Origin of the sequence: Mycolicibacterium xanthum (assembly GCF_019710635.1) — a bacterium.
GTDB lineage: Bacteria > Actinomycetota > Actinomycetes > Mycobacteriales > Mycobacteriaceae > Mycobacterium > Mycobacterium xanthum.
Genome location: NZ_JAIFZS010000075.1, coordinates 1 through 14,220, shown reverse-complemented (window position 1 = coordinate 14,220; position 14,220 = coordinate 1). Strand labels below are relative to the sequence as shown.

The 14,220-nt window shown below is 64.0% G+C and carries 15 protein-coding genes and 1 pseudogene; 7 read left to right on the top strand and 9 right to left on the bottom strand.

Annotation, left to right across the window (positions count from 1 at the left end; all coding sequences use genetic code 11):
* Positions 1-28: 28 nt before the first annotated feature.
* The gene (locus tag JDV09_RS23955; protein WP_221371642.1) at positions 29-1,822 is read right to left on the bottom strand and encodes an FAD-dependent monooxygenase; all 1,794 of its coding nucleotides are present in this window, start codon (positions 1,820-1,822) and stop codon (positions 29-31) included.
* A 185-nt stretch (positions 1,823-2,007) separates the two neighbouring features.
* Between JDV09_RS23955 and JDV09_RS23950 the strand changes: the two genes are divergently transcribed.
* Complete coding sequence (locus JDV09_RS23950) at positions 2,008-2,604, top strand: TetR/AcrR family transcriptional regulator (RefSeq protein WP_221371641.1); 597 nt, start codon at positions 2,008-2,010, stop codon at positions 2,602-2,604.
* A 120-nt stretch (positions 2,605-2,724) separates the two neighbouring features.
* On the opposite strand, the gene JDV09_RS23945 is transcribed toward JDV09_RS23950, so the two are convergent.
* On the bottom strand, positions 2,725-3,468 hold the full coding sequence (locus JDV09_RS23945) for a TetR/AcrR family transcriptional regulator (protein ID WP_308124221.1): 744 nt from the start codon (positions 3,466-3,468) through the stop codon (positions 2,725-2,727).
* A gap of 136 nt (positions 3,469-3,604) precedes the next feature.
* Here JDV09_RS23945 and JDV09_RS23940 point away from each other — a divergent pair, with 136 nt between their 5' ends.
* On the top strand, positions 3,605-4,108 hold the full coding sequence (locus JDV09_RS23940) for a pyridoxamine 5'-phosphate oxidase family protein (protein WP_221371639.1): 504 nt from the start codon (positions 3,605-3,607) through the stop codon (positions 4,106-4,108).
* A gap of 320 nt (positions 4,109-4,428) precedes the next feature.
* Here the strand turns inward: JDV09_RS23940 and vapC are convergent, their stop codons facing one another.
* The 4 genes from vapC to JDV09_RS23920 all read right to left on the bottom strand — a co-directional run bounded on the left by vapC (position 4,429) and on the right by JDV09_RS23920 (position 6,725).
* Positions 4,429-4,839, bottom strand: a complete 411-nt coding sequence (gene vapC / locus JDV09_RS23935; protein ID WP_221371638.1) for a type II toxin-antitoxin system VapC family toxin — start codon at positions 4,837-4,839, stop codon at positions 4,429-4,431.
* Positions 4,836-5,048 carry a type II toxin-antitoxin system VapB family antitoxin gene (locus JDV09_RS23930; protein WP_221371637.1) on the bottom strand — a complete coding sequence of 71 codons (213 nt, stop codon included), beginning with the start codon at positions 5,046-5,048 and terminating at the stop codon, positions 4,836-4,838. Before JDV09_RS23930 ends, vapC begins: the two co-directional genes overlap by 4 nt.
* A 71-nt stretch (positions 5,049-5,119) precedes the next feature.
* Positions 5,120-5,707 carry a DUF4232 domain-containing protein gene (locus tag JDV09_RS23925; RefSeq protein ID WP_221371636.1) on the bottom strand — a complete coding sequence of 196 codons (588 nt, stop codon included), beginning with the start codon at positions 5,705-5,707 and terminating at the stop codon, positions 5,120-5,122.
* A 208-nt stretch (positions 5,708-5,915) separates the two neighbouring features.
* Entirely contained in the window at positions 5,916-6,725 is an 810-nt protein-coding gene (locus JDV09_RS23920) for a DUF1906 domain-containing protein (RefSeq protein ID WP_221371635.1), read from the bottom strand.
* Between the two features lie 398 nt (positions 6,726-7,123).
* On the opposite strand from JDV09_RS23920, the gene JDV09_RS23915 reads away from it, so the two are divergent.
* Positions 7,124-8,236, top strand: a complete 1,113-nt coding sequence (locus tag JDV09_RS23915; RefSeq protein WP_221371634.1) for a coiled-coil domain-containing protein — start codon at positions 7,124-7,126, stop codon at positions 8,234-8,236.
* A 42-nt stretch (positions 8,237-8,278) separates the two neighbouring features.
* Here the strand turns inward: JDV09_RS23915 and JDV09_RS23910 are convergent, their stop codons facing one another.
* Positions 8,279-8,545: a hypothetical protein gene (locus JDV09_RS23910; protein WP_221371633.1), complete on the bottom strand. Its 267-nt coding sequence runs from the start codon at positions 8,543-8,545 to the stop codon at positions 8,279-8,281.
* Between the two features lie 140 nt (positions 8,546-8,685).
* Here JDV09_RS23910 and JDV09_RS23905 point away from each other — a divergent pair, with 140 nt between their 5' ends.
* The 3 genes from JDV09_RS23905 (at position 8,686) to JDV09_RS23895 (ending at position 11,514) form a co-directional block, all read left to right on the top strand.
* The gene (locus JDV09_RS23905) at positions 8,686-9,285 is read left to right on the top strand and encodes a TetR/AcrR family transcriptional regulator (RefSeq protein WP_221371632.1); all 600 of its coding nucleotides are present in this window, start codon (positions 8,686-8,688) and stop codon (positions 9,283-9,285) included.
* Positions 9,286-9,445: 160 nt separating this feature from the next.
* Complete coding sequence (locus JDV09_RS23900) at positions 9,446-10,858, top strand: linalool dehydratase/isomerase domain-containing protein (RefSeq protein WP_221371631.1); 1,413 nt, start codon at positions 9,446-9,448, stop codon at positions 10,856-10,858.
* A 17-nt stretch (positions 10,859-10,875) separates the two neighbouring features.
* Positions 10,876-11,514, top strand: a complete 639-nt coding sequence (locus JDV09_RS23895; RefSeq protein WP_221371630.1) for a DUF5134 domain-containing protein — start codon at positions 10,876-10,878, stop codon at positions 11,512-11,514.
* A 43-nt stretch (positions 11,515-11,557) separates the two neighbouring features.
* Here the strand turns inward: JDV09_RS23895 and JDV09_RS23890 are convergent, their stop codons facing one another.
* Positions 11,558-12,112, bottom strand: coding sequence for a pyridoxamine 5'-phosphate oxidase family protein (locus JDV09_RS23890; protein WP_221371629.1), 555 nt, complete (start codon positions 12,110-12,112; stop codon positions 11,558-11,560).
* Between the two features lie 186 nt (positions 12,113-12,298).
* Between JDV09_RS23890 and JDV09_RS23885 the strand changes: the two are divergent.
* Positions 12,299-12,914, top strand: a pseudogene (locus JDV09_RS23885) (TetR/AcrR family transcriptional regulator).
* 67 nt (positions 12,915-12,981) lie between these two features.
* Here JDV09_RS23885 and JDV09_RS23880 read toward each other — a convergent pair.
* Entirely contained in the window at positions 12,982-13,908 is a 927-nt protein-coding gene (locus JDV09_RS23880) for an oxidoreductase (protein ID WP_221371628.1), read from the bottom strand.
* Positions 13,909-14,220 lie beyond the last annotated feature (312 nt).

Here is a 14,220-nt window from a genome sequence, read left to right as displayed (position 1 = left end):
CTGCCAGCCACGACCTACCGCTGCGGCACTAAGCGTCGATCCTCATCTCCGTACCCAGTATCTGGCTGAGGGCACCGGCGAGAGTGGCTTCAGGGTCATCAGCGGCTCCGATAGACCGGAACCCGATGAAGCGGTCAGGTCGAACGAGGACGGCGCCATCGCGATCGATCTCACGCTTGCGTAGCCACGCGAACCGAGCATCGAAGAGATCGGCCTGTTCGTTGCCCACCGTGTAGGCGTCGATGGGCAATCCGGTTCGCTCGGCGATGGAGCGGGCGGCTACCACCCACGCGGCGCCATCCTCGCCGGCAATGAGGACGAATCTTCCTCCGTGCGTGAGCTTCTGCAGCGGGTAGGTGCTGTTGCCATCGCTAACGAAAGCGTGTGGCAATGGGTGGCCCGGTCGCGTACTCGGCTCGTAGATGCGGATTGGATCGATCGGTTCACGCGCAGGAGTTCCATCGCTGACGATTGCCCCCGTGTTGTAACTGAAGCCAAATTCCAGCCCGTGGTGGTGGAATTCGATGGTCTGTGCGGCAAACGCTTTGTCGAAGGCTGCCTTCCGCTGTTTGTGCTCGGGGTGCGAGCTGTCCCACAGCACACCCAGTTCCGCCCAGTTCTGATCGGCAGATTTCGTCGGGGACAGCCCGATAGCCGCGTCCATCTGAAACCGCAAGGCGGCGCTGTTCACTGAGTTTTCCACATTGACCTCGATGACGGGACGCCGCTCGGCTTCGTACGTGTCCAGCAGCGTGTCGGCCGCCTGCCCCTTCAAGACCGCGGCGAGTTTCCAGGTCAAATTCTGCGCATCGTGCACCGCCGAGTTCAGACCGAGCCCACCGGTGGGTGGATTACGGTGCGCGGCGTCGCCCAAGATGAACACGCGGCCCGATCTGAATCTGTTGGCGATAATGCCTTCCAGCGCCCACACCGAGACCGCGTGCACGACCGGGTCGAACTCGGGCATGCCCAGTGCCGCCCGCATGCGGTCCAGAACCTTGGAGGTGTCGCCGGTGTCCGGGTCGTCGGGCGGGTATGCGATGTGGAACACCCACTCCTCTGATCGGGTTCCCCAGTTGTCGGGGCCCGCGGGGCACAGGCAGCCGCCAAAGCTGCCGCCAAACTCGGGGTTGACCAGCCAGCGCAAGAGGACTGAGTCGTCGTCGAGAATCTCCGACAGGTCGGCGGTCATGTGGACCGAAACCATGTTGACGATGTTGCGCAGGCCTTCGAGTTCGATGCCGACGATCTTGTTGACGGTGCGCCCTCCGTCGGCCCCGAGAAGATACTGAGATCGAACGCGGTACTCCTCGCCGGTCTCCTTGTCGCGCACCGTGCTCGTGACCCCATCATCATCCTGGTCGAAGGCCAGCAGTTCATGGTTGAACCGGACCCGTCCCGGCGCAAGGCTTTCCGCGTGGGCTTTGAGGATTGGCTCGAGCCGGACCTGGAACAGATTGGCAGTCGGACATGGGCTGGCGTCGGTGTATTCCGGGTCGCGATCGCCGGCTCCCCAGATCTCGAGCTTGCCGAGCTCTCGCCCGAACTCGGATCGAGGTCCCGTGAGCCCTGCATAGAACCCGGTATGCACCTGGTTTTCCATCGGCGCCGCTCGGTTGTAGATCTCGTCGGCCAATCCCAGCTCGGTGAAGATCTCCATCGTCCGCTGCCCGAGTACGTGGGCCTTGGGCAGGATCGAGGTCGTCGGCAATGCGCTCACCAGCAGCGACTCGATTCCCAGCTTCGAGAGCATCATCGAGGCGCTCAAGCCGGCGCAGCCGCCGCCGATGATCAGAACGGGAACTTCGGTGGGAGCGGTCATTGCAGGCCTTCCGTGTCGATTGCGGTCACCTGTCGAGGTGGCACCAACGTGCGTCACAGTGTGGACAATAAATTGTCATATGTCAATATAATGCGGCAGTTAAGGGATGAGGCAGAATCGTCGCTGTGTCCTCAGAGCCTCTCAACAGGCGCCCCCGTGGCCGTCCGAAGGCCGAGGATGCGCCGGTGGCCACCGCCGACATGCTTCAGGCGACGCTGCACGCGTTCGCAACCCATGGCTACACAGGCGTTTCAGTTCGCCTGCTCAACCAGGGGCTTGGTGTCAGCCACAACCTCATCTACCAGCGCTTCGGAACCAAGCAGAATCTGTGGCGCGCAGCGGTCGATCATGGATTCGGCGAACTGTTGGAGCTGCTGAATACCGATGTCGGAACCACGGACCCGCTTGACGAACTCAGCTATCTCATCCGCGGGTTTGTGATCTTCTCTGCGGCGCATCCCGACCTGCTCGGCTTAGTCGACATCGAGAGCCGGCAGGACACCGACCGGCTGCGCTACCTCTACGCCGAGTACATCCAGCCCGCCTTACAACGGGTCAGCAGCGTGCTCGACCGGCTGGTCAGTGCTGGTCGCATTCGACCCGTTCCGCTGTACCTTCTCCACTTTCTGCTTACTCACGGGGCGGTCGCTCCATTCACGCTGGTTCCCATGGGCGCCCTGGTCGATGCGCCAGCAGCCGGCGACGACGCCGCGGTGCGCCGATATGCCGATGAGGTTGCTGGACTGATCATTCGTGGCTTGCAGATCTCCGCAGTCGACTGAGCACTGACACGTTGCCTGCGCCGGTCGAGTGCCGGAGGAACGCAACGTATTTCGCTCGACCGCCACCACAAGGACCCCCTCGGTTCTACCCAGGGCGCCAGGCGGGGCCGCGCCGATGGCCTACATCCCTTCGGTGGGCGAGCGCAAGTGTGTCGGGTTTGTTGAAGGGTCTGTCTCTTCGGTCGGCGCGAGGCGGCCGAGACCGTCGATGATGAGGTCGAGGCCGAAGGTGAACTCGTCGTGTAGTGGCATCGGCAGTAGGTGGGCCACGGAGCTGGTGGCGGGGTACCTAGCAGCATCGAGGGCACGGATTTCATGAACCTCTGCGCCATCGGGGTCGCTTTCGGCTGGGAGTTGCATGGCAAATCCGAGGGTGTAGTGCGCGATGGTGGCGTAGGCGCGGACGGCGATGTCGGGCGCGAACCCGGCCTCGAGCAGGAGCCCGATCCAGGCTTCGCGCCGAGCTAAGGCATTCGGGCCGGTCGGGATGTAGCCGACCAGAAGGGGCGCCACGTTGCGGTGTTCGCTCAACACACTGAACATGTTGTGGGAAAGTGCTCTGCACGATTGAGGCCACGTCATCATCGCGGCGTCATCGGAACCGATGATCGCCATCCCGAGGACGTAGTCGATGACGGCCTCCACGAGTTGCGCGCGACCGCTGAAGTGCCGGTAGAGCGTGGCGGTACTCGAATTGAGTTGCTGCGCCAACGATCGCATCGACAGCGCGTCGGCTCCGCGATCGTCGATGATGCGCAGTGCCGCGGCGATGATGCGCTGCACCGGTATCGCGGGCCGCCCCACAGATCGTCGTACCGAAGGCAGCGTGTGCCCGGGGGCGGTGGTCTTGGGCTGGTCTTTCACTGGTCCGTCCTTGACAGCCGACGTAGTAACGAACACACTGTAGCTGTAATTGTGTGATGATCTGTTGGAGGACTGTACCGCCGTGCGACTGCTGCCCCTGGCGAGCGAGCCATTCACCCCACCTACCGACCGCGACATGCTTCCCTCGGAACGCCGCGAGTTTGTTCGTACGCACCGCACCTGCGTTTTTGGCTACCGACGCAAGGCGGACGGTCCGGCCATGTCGATCGTTTACTACATACCGACCGATGGTGACGATCTGTTGGTCTCAACGATGGCCGGTCGTGGCAAGGCCCGCGTGGCGGCACGTGACGGCAAGGTGAGCCTCTGCGTTCTCGACGAGCGTTGGCCCTTTTCGTATCTGCAGGTCTACGCGGACGCAGTAGTTGAGGACGACCCCGAGCTGGTGGTCGATGTCATGATGGCGGTGGCCGGCCGGATGTCGGGACAGCCATTGGGCGAGGATGCGCGTCCATTCGTTCAGCAGATGGCGCTCGACGAGAACCGCGTCCTGATCCGCTGCCGCCCCTACGAGACGTTCGCTCAACCTCCGCGGCACCTCCACAGCAACGACCAGGACGAGAAGATCACCCATTGGGTGTCGGGCACTGTCGCGTGGAACGCCCCAGATCCAACCTGACTCCCTGCTCTCTTGAGATAGGTCGCAGACCTGTTGGTTTGATCCGTGAGACGTCCTTCGTTCGGTTGCGCAAGATCAGCTGGAGGTGGACCGATGTCGTCGATATCTGACGAAACCGCCTCAGGCTCAAGAACGATGATGAGTGTGAGCTCGTAGACTGGTGGCCAACGCGGAAGTCGGCCTTGCCGCCCCTCGGGATGCCAGAATCGGAACTACTTGCGCGGATGTCGAATTGGATCGACATTCTCAACGGGGAGTTGGCAGGTTCCGGCAATGCGGCCACGTAGCCGGAACCCCTTCAGGATGCATCTCCCGCAGGGTCACGCGTGGAGCGATGCCCCGTCCAGTTCGATTCCGACCACCTGGGCGACGCGGTACATGTCGGCGTCCCAGGCGAGCAACGCCAGAGCGCGACGGTACGCGACCGCTGCGATCATGCAGTCGACCACCCCGCCAGGGGTGACGCCCGCTTGTCGACACCGACGATAGATTCTCGTCGCGGCGTCGAAGTCGGTGACGGCATCGAAGTGCGCCAAGCCGAACCGCAGCAGCATGCGCCGCAGATCCTGCCCACGCGCATCACTGCGCGCGCCGGCCAAAACCTCCATCAGAACGGGCTCGGTGAACATCAGCGGCCCATCGGTGGCGATCAACTCGGTAATGCGCTGATCCGCCATACTGCCGGTGGCCCGGTCGTACTCGACCCACGCAGAGGTATCGGCCAGGATCACGCGGTGCCGGCGGGACCGGTATCGGCGGGGGCCTCACCCATCGCGTGCGCACCCCGCATTGCCAGCGCTTCCTCGCGCGTCATCGGCTGGCCCGCCAGATGCCGCAGGGCAAGCTCAACGGCCTCGGTCTTCGTGTGGACCCCGTAGCGGTTCTTGATCGCCTCGACGTAGACGTCCTCGATTTCGATATTGGTGCGCACCCTTGCCATACACGTACTTTACACCTGACGTGTAAAGTTGGTGTACGATCGGGCGCCGCTTGGGGAAGCTGCACGACCCCCTAGGTCACCGAACTGATCAGCGGGCTGCACATCGGCATCCCGATGTCCAGCGTGTGCGGCTGGAACGTGTTGGGCGCGATGACCACCACCGAGCCCCAGTGCGGGCACACGTCACCGGAATTCACCGGATGCACGTCGCGCGACTGAAGGTCGGCGGTGGCGACATCGCCGGGTTCCAGCGTCAGATGAGGAGCCGCGTTCTGCGGCCGGCGCTCGGCGTGGACTACCGGGCCGGTCTGGTTGACGATATCCACGCCGGGATAACCGGTCAGCGTGCAGCGGTGCGATGAGGTGTTCTCGAAGAGCAACACCACGCGGTATTCGGGACCTTGCGACTCCACCGGCTTGTTCGACACCGCCAGCTCGCCGTCGGTGCACGGGGTGGGCACGCCGGACGGCTCGGGGGATTGCGGCGGCGGCGCGGTCACCGTCACGGTGACCGGCGGGGATGACGGGGCCGCCGGGACTGCGGTGGACCTCGGTGCCGTGCGAGTCACCGTCTCGGTGGCAACGGGCACGGAGCGCTCGGCGGCACATCCGGAAAGCAGGACTGCCAAGGCGATAGGCAGCAGGTGCTTCGTGGTCATGACACCATGACACCGCTTTCGGGACGCTACCGATCCCAAACGAACCAAATCAGAAGGGCGTTCTGAAGAGGTCGCTTGAACGCAGGCTGGTCCTCGCGATCGCGGGAGATTCAGGCGCAGCTCAACGAGAACTTCGGCAACGAGCCCCTGCACGCCGCGCTCTCAGACTCGGCGTCACTCGATTGGCCGCTTACCCGAACTCTCGTGCTCAGGGATGCAGATTCCATTGCCCGCAATCGGAGGCCAGGACGTCGTTGACGTCGACGCGGATGCCGCCGACCACCGGTCCCGGATTCGAGGCGGTGTCGATGATGCGCTGGTAGAGAACTGCGGCGGGGTAGATCTGACCGCGAGACCAGGACCGGGTCTGCCACGCCCAGACGTGGCCGGGTGAGCGTGACCGTCCGATGACGCCATCGGCTGCGGCCCACTGGCAGGGGTTGATACCGGCGTAGATGCCGGTGCGCTGCGCGCCCAGCACCGAGTTGATTCCGCGAAACCACGGCAGGGCGAGGTCGTTCCAGGTGGTGCGATCGATATCGTCGTCGACGCTGAAGAAGATCGGTGCGCTCCGGCCGCCACCCGCCGCGGTGTGCAGGTTCCAGGCGGTGCGCGCGTCGGCGACGCCGCCGGCGAACCCGCGGGTGAAGTCCGACGGCGCCGTCCCGCCCGGCTTTCCGTATTGGTAGTTGCTGACGATCACCAGTCCGGCGGCGGTCAGTGACTTGGCGTAGGGCAGGGTGATCGGTTTGGCGCCGAAAGACGAACCGGGCCGTGATGTCGACACGTAGTTGATCACTCCGGAGTGCCCGGCCGCCCGGATGTGTTGGGCGGGGATCTGGAGCATGGCGTAGTCGATCAGCGTGGGAGCGGCGGCCGAGGCACTGGGGACGCCGGCGCCTGCCGCGGCGGCACCCAACCCGGCCAGCACCGACGCCGCGGTGGCATAGCGCAGTGCGTCACGCCGGGAAACCGGACGTGATTGCCGCGGTTCGATAGCCCACGGCGTGTCCCGCATTACCTGATGGTACCAAAGGGACAATTGTTACTATTGAGCTTGGCGAGGCTCGTCGACGGCAACTCAATCCCAATTTGCCATCTGATCGGTAACGAGCCCCCGACCCAGCCCGCCGAAATGGCATTCCAGCAGGCCCGCTCTCGCAAAACGCCTGCCGGAATGCCATTTCGGCGGCGTCGGGGCGGAAAGCGCCGATCGCGTCGACTGCTGGGTGGACCCTGTAGTGCGCGCAACTGAACCAGCGGTGACGCGGGTGTGTAAGTCGACAGCGGGTCACCACTGCAGTGGCAGTCGCGGTATCGGCCGGGTGGACAGCGCCCACGCGAGTTCGTAGCCTTGCCCAGACCCACTAGCCGGATCGTGATCGGTCCCTGCAGCGAAGGATCGGGACAATCCGCATGACCACGGTGCGCCTCTTGCTTCGGCGATCCGTGGTCAGTTCGGCGGCCGCGCTCCTGGTGGCGGCGATATCGATGGGTGATGTGAAGGCTGACCCGGCGGCGGACGCGCTGTCCAGGCTCGACGAGTTGTCCCGTCAAGCGCTGCAGAGTCGCGAGGCTGTCACCACGGCCCAACGGGAGACCGACGACAAACTGGCCGCCCAGACCGCCGCCGAAGACCGCCACCGCGCCGACCTGGGCGCCCTCGAGGTCGCGAACTCGCAGCTGCAGCCCTATCAGGCCGCGGTAGACCGACTGGCGTCGGCGACCTACATGAGCGGACGCACCGGTCAGATAGCGACGTTGCTCACCGCAGCTTCCCCGCAGCAGCTGATCGACGAGCTGTCGCTACAGCGGGCAGTCGCCGCTGAGATGGCCGATCAGATGAAGGCCTTTCGATCAGCACATGAGCGCGCGGCCGCTGCCGCCCGGGTCTCGGAGGCATCCGCCACGGCCGCCCGCGACGCGGCCGAGCAGTCTGCCGCGGTGAGCGCAGAGCTGCAGGCCAAATGGACTGACCTGCAGCAACAGATTCTCGCTGCGGAGGCGCAGTACGCGGCGTTGACACCGCAACAGCAGATGGTGGTCGACACCGCGTCCGCAGTGCTGCCGCCGCCGAGTGCGCCCGTCCCGGCCGACCCGCCCATCGCCGCGATGCCGGCCCCGCCGCCGGGCGGGGTTGCGCCATTGCCGGTGGCTGCTGCCGTCGATATCCCGGAAGCTTTGCCCGTCGGCGTGGCCGTGGAGGCCGGACTGCAGCCCAACACCATCCTGGCGGCGCGGGCCATCAGCGCGAGGTTTCCCCAGATCGCCAATATCGACGGGGTTCGGCCGGACTCCAAGCCGTGGCACCCCAGCGGTCTGGCGATCGATGTGATGATTCCCAATTCCGGCAGCGCCGAGGGCATCGCGCTCGGAGACGAGATCTTCGCCTTCGTGATGAGCAATGCGGCCCGATTCGGCTTACAGGATGTGATCTGGCGCGGTACGTACTACACGCCGGGCGGTCCGCGGGGGTCGGGCTACGGCCACTACGACCACCTGCACATCACCACCACACCACGCCGCTGACCGACGAGCCGGGCGTTGGCGAGCAGACACGATCGCTGAGCCTCAATCGTGAAAGGCTTCCAACCACTCGCCCGCAATCCCGCGACAGACCAGATCCGTTGTGGCCCGCAACCCGCGCGGCCAGCGTTTCACGGTCGGGCCATGCCCGTAGGGCAGCGCTATGTGTCCGAACGGGATGGCAACGATTGAATCGGCTGTCGCGTGCAGGTCGATGTCGGGGCGGCTGTATCCGGTGGAGATGCCGTCCTGCATCAGCGCCGTCAGCACCTGAGCGCCACCATCGAACGTTCGGTGGAACTGTTCGGTCATCTCCGAGTCGACGCCGACGGGCCTCGCCGATGGCCGTAGCGTTCCGCGTAACCGAATAGGTCACCGGCCGAGTGGCCGCCGACACCATTGATCATGCAGTAAGTTACTCTATAGTCAATTCAGGTGGTATCGTCACGGCTATGGCGAAGGATGTCGGCACCAAGGGGGTGGCACGGGCCGACCGCGAACAGTCGATTCTCGACGCTGCGGTGGCGGAATTCGGTGCACAAGGATACGCACACGTGTCGATGGATCGAATAGCTGCACGTGCGGGCATCTCGAAGCCGTTGATCTACAACTACTTCGGCACCAAAGACGGGCTGTACATCGCCTGTGCGCATCGAGCGGGCGCAGCGATCGTCGAGCAAGTCGCCGCTGCCCAGCGCGGTCCGCATCGAGGCCGGGCCGTCGCCAGCCTGCAAGCTCTCTTCAGGGTGCTCGAGCCGCGGCCGCTGGACTGGGCGTTGTTGTTCGATCGGACGCTGCCGCCGACGACGGATCCCTACGAGGCCGCGCTGCTGTACCGGCGAAAGCTCGCTGAACTCGGCAATGCAGGTGTCCGGGAGGCGCTGTCGGAAATCGGAAATCACGATGACCGGGACGTCTCACTGGTGACCCAGATCTGGTTCAGCGTGGTCTCGGCAACAGTTGGGTGGTGGCTCGAGCACCCGGAAGAGAGCGCTGAGTCCATCAGCCAGCGCAGCGCCCGCATTCTGGCGGCAGTGGCCGGTGGTACATGATCTGCTGTGTTGCGTTGACCTACTTGGTTATTGCCGTGCAGTACTGCTGGCGCAAGGTCAAAGGTGGGAAGCTGCCGGAGTCGGGGTTCGCGCCACCCGCCACGTGGTCTGCGCCGCCTGAAAGTGTGTTGAAACCCCAGATCGAATTGAAGGGTGCGGGATGACCGCTGTAGGAGTGCTGCCCGTCGTTGGCGAATCGACGCCGGACGATCTGGAGGTCCTTCGTGGCCTGTTCGATCTTTCGCTGCAACCGCTGGACCAGTTCGATGGTTTCGACCGCCGAGACCAGGTGGGCACCGCTGCCTATCGCTACCAGTTGAACTTCATCGGCTATGCACTGGCACTGTCGCAACTGACGCGAACACCGGCGTTCACCGGATATCTGGCAGCAGCGCAGCGGAACCTGATCGTCAAGATGTGCGACAAGAGGGTCTGGGGGTATTGGGCTCGAGAGAGTCGGATCGGTTATCTGCGGCACGAAACCGATCCGATCAGGCACGCCAACGTGATGTACAGCGGCTATCTCGGCGTGATGATCGGGGTGTTTCAAACACTGAACCAAGACGACGCCTTCGATCGCCCTGGCTCGTTGACGTATCGATGGGACGACCAGATCTCGCACGAGTACGACTTCCGGCGGCTGGCTTTTGCCATCAGGGAGAACATGCTGGCCAAGCCGAAGTGCCCGCAGTACCCATGCGAGCCGCATCTGATCTACCCGATCTGCAATACGTTCGCTCTCAACACCTTGATGATGTACGACCGCCTTCACAACGATGACATCTCCAGTGAACTGGTCTCGAAAGTACGCACGAGCTATGACGCCGACGGCTGGCGACGTGCCGATCGCCGGTTCATTCCGATACGCCTCGGAGCATCGGTCAACCTCTCACCCCCGGTGATCGGGTCCGACGCAGCGATGGCATTGTGGCTGAGCGCGGCGATGCCCGACATCGCCCGACAGACCTGGGACATGATCACGTCACGACTGCTCCGCTGGGACGGGGACGACGTCGTGATGCGGGGTCGCAGCTGGCTGCGAATCGACGTCGGCAACTACCGCTTCACTAACGGTGAAGCGAATACCAAGGTTGCAGTCATGAACGCGGCCAGAGAATTTGGCGCGGATCACATCGCCGACAGGCTATCCGAGGCCATCGATTCCGACCTCGAACAGGAGCGCGCGCGTGGAGCCCGTCGTTATCGCGGGGTGTCGAACCTCGTCAACGCGATGTACGCGCTGGCGCGGTTCTCACGCACGAACGGTGTCGCTGATCTCATTGCGGGACGGATTCCCGAGCAGTGGCGCACCGGCCCGGTGCTCGCCGAGGCGGCCTACCCCGATGTCCTGGTGGCTCGCGCGCTCACTGACGGGTCGGACCTCGATCTGGTGCTGTACCCCGGGACTGGGCCGCATCGTGCACGCCTGGGCATCGCCCGCCTGCAGCCGAATCGAACCCACCGTGTAGGCGGCGCCGTTGAGCCCACGGTGACTGCCGACGAGCGAGGCCTCGGTTACGTCGACGTCGACCTCGACGCCCGTACCGCTGTTTCGCTGGCCCCCACTCAGTAGCGGCACCGGTCACCGAAATGCTCGATGATCTACCGCTGGCTGTGCGCTGGGCGGTGGCCGGGCTGACGGCCGCCGGTCTCATCGTCGCCGTGGCTCGGGCGACTGGCGGGGGCCGCCACGAAGCGGTGCCGGGTCTCTATTCGTCCGGCCGGGCGTCCGATCTCGGGCATATCGTGATGCTGGCGGCGATCTTCATCATGGTCGTCTTCCCGCACGATGCGGTGCCGAGTTACCTGTGGCAGAGCATCTTCGGCGCTCTCGCTGCGGTATACACAGTGTTGATCGTCATACATATCGGCCAACGCAGGCGTGCGCCTGTCGGTGGGCAGTCCACTGACCTCATCGCGGCCGCCGGCTATCACTTGATCGCGGCGCTGGCCATGCTCTACCCGACCCTGGGGGCCGTTTCGCGACCTGAGATGTATGGCCTACACCGCGAGCACGCAGCCCCGCCGCCACTGCCGGTACTGGGCTGGATCGGGGTGGCGTTCTTCCTTGCCGACCTCCTGGGCTCTGTCATCGTGGCCATCACGCTCCGCTTTCCCGGGATCGATCACCGCAAGCTGCCGAAGGCGACGCGAGTCGCGGTATTTCCCCATGCCGTCATGGATCTGACGATGTCCCTGATGTTGGTGACGGCACTCGTCGGCTCTTAGGGGATACTGCCGCATGCTGGTTGGCGGGACGAGTGCATGCCTATCACGTCGGGTCCGGCGCGTTCCAGGGGATGGTGCCTGAAACCCAGTGGGTGATCTTCTCGTCCTGGTCGTTGTGGTGGAGGTGTCGTGGTGGTTGTGCGAATGTCGCGTACGGGCGACAGCGCACGACCACCCTGTTCTCCTCGATGGCCATCGCTTCGACGACGGGCCTGGCGTCGTCGGTCAGGGGTTGGCCCGACATCCGATCGCCGACTGCCATCATGACGTCCACGATCAGGTTGTGGTCATGCTCGATCTCGGCATCGGCGTAGACCTGCAGATAGGCAAATGGCCAGCGTTCGTCGAGCACGCAGAGGCTGACTTTTCCGTCGCGTGCCACGGCTCGCGCCTTGCCGCGACCGGCCATGGTGGACACGAGTAGCTCGTCGTCGTCGGTGGGCACGTAGTAGACGATCGACATGGCAGGTCCGTCCTGGCGACGCCGGTAGCCGTATACGCAGGTTCGATGTGTCTGTACGAATTGGCGGCGTTCCGAGGGCAGCATGTCGCGGTCGGTCGGAACGGTGAAGGGTTCGGGTGCAAGTGGAAGCAACATCGGCGTTTCTCGTTTCCTTCTGTCTTCGGTCCTAGACACCACCGCAGAGCCGATAAATATGGTTACATCGTTACCGATATTGAACGGTGCAGTCAAGCCCGTCATACTGTGGGCGTGCCCGCTGCCAACAGAGTGCGCGCATCCGCCGGCGACGCTGCGCTGCGCCCCTCGCAGGGCCGCCCGCCAGTGCGTACGGATCGGATCATCGACGCGGCGCTGGCCATCGTCGACGATGAATGCCCGGACGCGTTGTCGATGCGTGTTCAGGCACAACGGCTTGATTCGGGAACCGCGACTCTCTACCGTCACTTCGCCAATCGTGGTGAGCTACTCGCCCGGGTCGTCGACCGTGTTTTCAGCGAGGTAGCCGCCGATGCTCAGCGGCTCGACGCCTCCGGTTGGCAGGAAGCCTGCCGGGTGACCGCGAAGATGATGTTCGACGCGTTGCGTCGGCACAGAAACGTCGCGGCCCTGTTGGTCGAACGCGTGCCTGGCGGGCCGAACATGATGGCCATTCGTGAACATGTGATCTCGGTGCTGCTCGACAATGGATTCGCTCCCGAGCTCGCCGCCCGGTGTTATGCGACCCCCGCTCGCTACGTTCTTGGATTTTCGATCCAACTCTCGGACGCGGGTATCGAGTATGGCGCAGTGCAACCCGACCTTCAATACTTGGGCGTCGATCGCTACCCGGCAACCGTCGGCGCTCGCTGAACACTTGCCGGTCGCACTCGGGGAGGAATTCAACTTCGGGTTGGACCTGCTGATCGCAGGACTTGCCCAGATTCATTGTGGTGGCTAAGGCTTCATGCTCACTAGACCTGGAAACGAAAGGTCACAACGTGGGACATCGGTTTCTATCGGGCACATCAGATGCCAGATGTCACCCCGGTTAGCGACTCCGAGAGATCCCAAAGGCGGCCAGCTGCCCCCGGGTCACGCGCACGGGGACTGGCGGTGCTTTCGGCGGGATATCCAGTGAGGCCTAGGAAGCCGTTGGGGCCGTAGTACTTACCGGCGGCAGCTCGCGGCGATGTGGCGGCGTAGAGGAGTGGCCACGAGCCTTGGTCGGCCGATTGGGATAACAGGGGCTGGACCAGCCGCAGCATGCGCGAGTGGCGTGCCAGCTCTGTTCGAGCCCGCCCCGGGTGGGCGGCGACGGCACGGGTTGGGGCTCGTGCGTTGGTTAGGCGACGATCTAGTTCGTAGTGAAAGAGAAGGTTCGCCAGTTTGCTCTGCGCGTAGGCTTTGCTGGCGTTGCCGGGCGCGCTTCTGGCCCCGAGCGCATCAAAATCGATCCCGCCCCATCTGTGGCCGTAGCTCGAGACGGTCACAATGACCGAGTCCGGAGTCGCCATCAAGGTGGGCAGCAGTCGGTTGGTCAGCACGAAGTGCGCGAGATGATTCACCCCAAAGTGAAACTCATGGCCCTGTGCTGTCTTCTCGTTCGACGCCATCATCACGCCGGCGTTGTTGAAAAGGTAGTCGAGTCGATCGCCGCGCTCGGCGATCCGGCCGGCGAGATGTTCGACTGAGCACAGGTCGGCGAGGTCAACTTCTTCGACGCGGGTGGCTGCATCAGGGACGGCGTCCGCGATGCGCTGCGCGGCGCGGGCGCCTTCGGCGGTGTCGCGGCATGCCAGCACGGTGCGCGCGCCGTGCTCTGCCATGTGGAGAGCAACTCGGTAGCCTATGCCGCTATTCGCGCCGGTGATCACGGCTACGCGACCGGACTGGTCGTCGATCTGGTCAGGTGCCCACCGTGAGTTCGAGACCCAGTTATTCGGGTGGGACATGAGCGCCCTCCGGTTGTGTTGCTAGGTGACGTGACGCAAGGGCGATTAGTGGGGTCCCCACGACCGTCGGCAGCACCCACGCTGCTGGCGACGACCAGTTCACGACGAGAAACGCTGTGATGTAGGAAATATAGGAGCCAGCCATCAACCTAAGCCTCGATCCACCGACGAATCGGCTGGTCATCGGGTGTCGTGACGAGGAAAGTGCCCTCTGAGCTGTGATGATGAGTGTTCCTTACGCACTTATCGGCACAACTCGGAAAGGCACTTCCAGTGAAAGTGTCCCACAGGTTCGCCGCCGCGTCGGCGGTC

Excerpts from the sequence above, each read along its gene's own strand:
- JDV09_RS23955 (WP_221371642.1), bottom strand. The coding sequence starts at position 1,822 with ATGACCGCTCCCACCGAAGTTCCCGTTCTGATCATCGGCGGCGGCTGC.
- JDV09_RS23940 (WP_221371639.1), top strand. The coding sequence starts at position 3,605 with ATGCTTCCCTCGGAACGCCGCGAGTTTGTTCGTACGCACCGCACCTGC.
- JDV09_RS23930 (WP_221371637.1), bottom strand. The coding sequence starts at position 5,048 with ATGGCAAGGGTGCGCACCAATATCGAAATCGAGGACGTCTACGTCGAG.
- JDV09_RS23925 (WP_221371636.1), bottom strand. The coding sequence starts at position 5,707 with ATGACCACGAAGCACCTGCTGCCTATCGCCTTGGCAGTCCTGCTTTCC.
- JDV09_RS23920 (WP_221371635.1), bottom strand. The coding sequence starts at position 6,725 with ATGCGGGACACGCCGTGGGCTATCGAACCGCGGCAATCACGTCCGGTT.
- JDV09_RS23915 (WP_221371634.1), top strand. The coding sequence starts at position 7,124 with ATGACCACGGTGCGCCTCTTGCTTCGGCGATCCGTGGTCAGTTCGGCG.
- JDV09_RS23910 (WP_221371633.1), bottom strand. The coding sequence starts at position 8,545 with ATGACCGAACAGTTCCACCGAACGTTCGATGGTGGCGCTCAGGTGCTG.
- JDV09_RS23905 (WP_221371632.1), top strand. The coding sequence starts at position 8,686 with ATGGCGAAGGATGTCGGCACCAAGGGGGTGGCACGGGCCGACCGCGAA.
- JDV09_RS23900 (WP_221371631.1), top strand. The coding sequence starts at position 9,446 with ATGACCGCTGTAGGAGTGCTGCCCGTCGTTGGCGAATCGACGCCGGAC.
- JDV09_RS23895 (WP_221371630.1), top strand. The coding sequence starts at position 10,876 with ATGCTCGATGATCTACCGCTGGCTGTGCGCTGGGCGGTGGCCGGGCTG.
- JDV09_RS23890 (WP_221371629.1), bottom strand. The coding sequence starts at position 12,112 with ATGTTGCTTCCACTTGCACCCGAACCCTTCACCGTTCCGACCGACCGC.
- JDV09_RS23880 (WP_221371628.1), bottom strand. The coding sequence starts at position 13,908 with ATGTCCCACCCGAATAACTGGGTCTCGAACTCACGGTGGGCACCTGAC.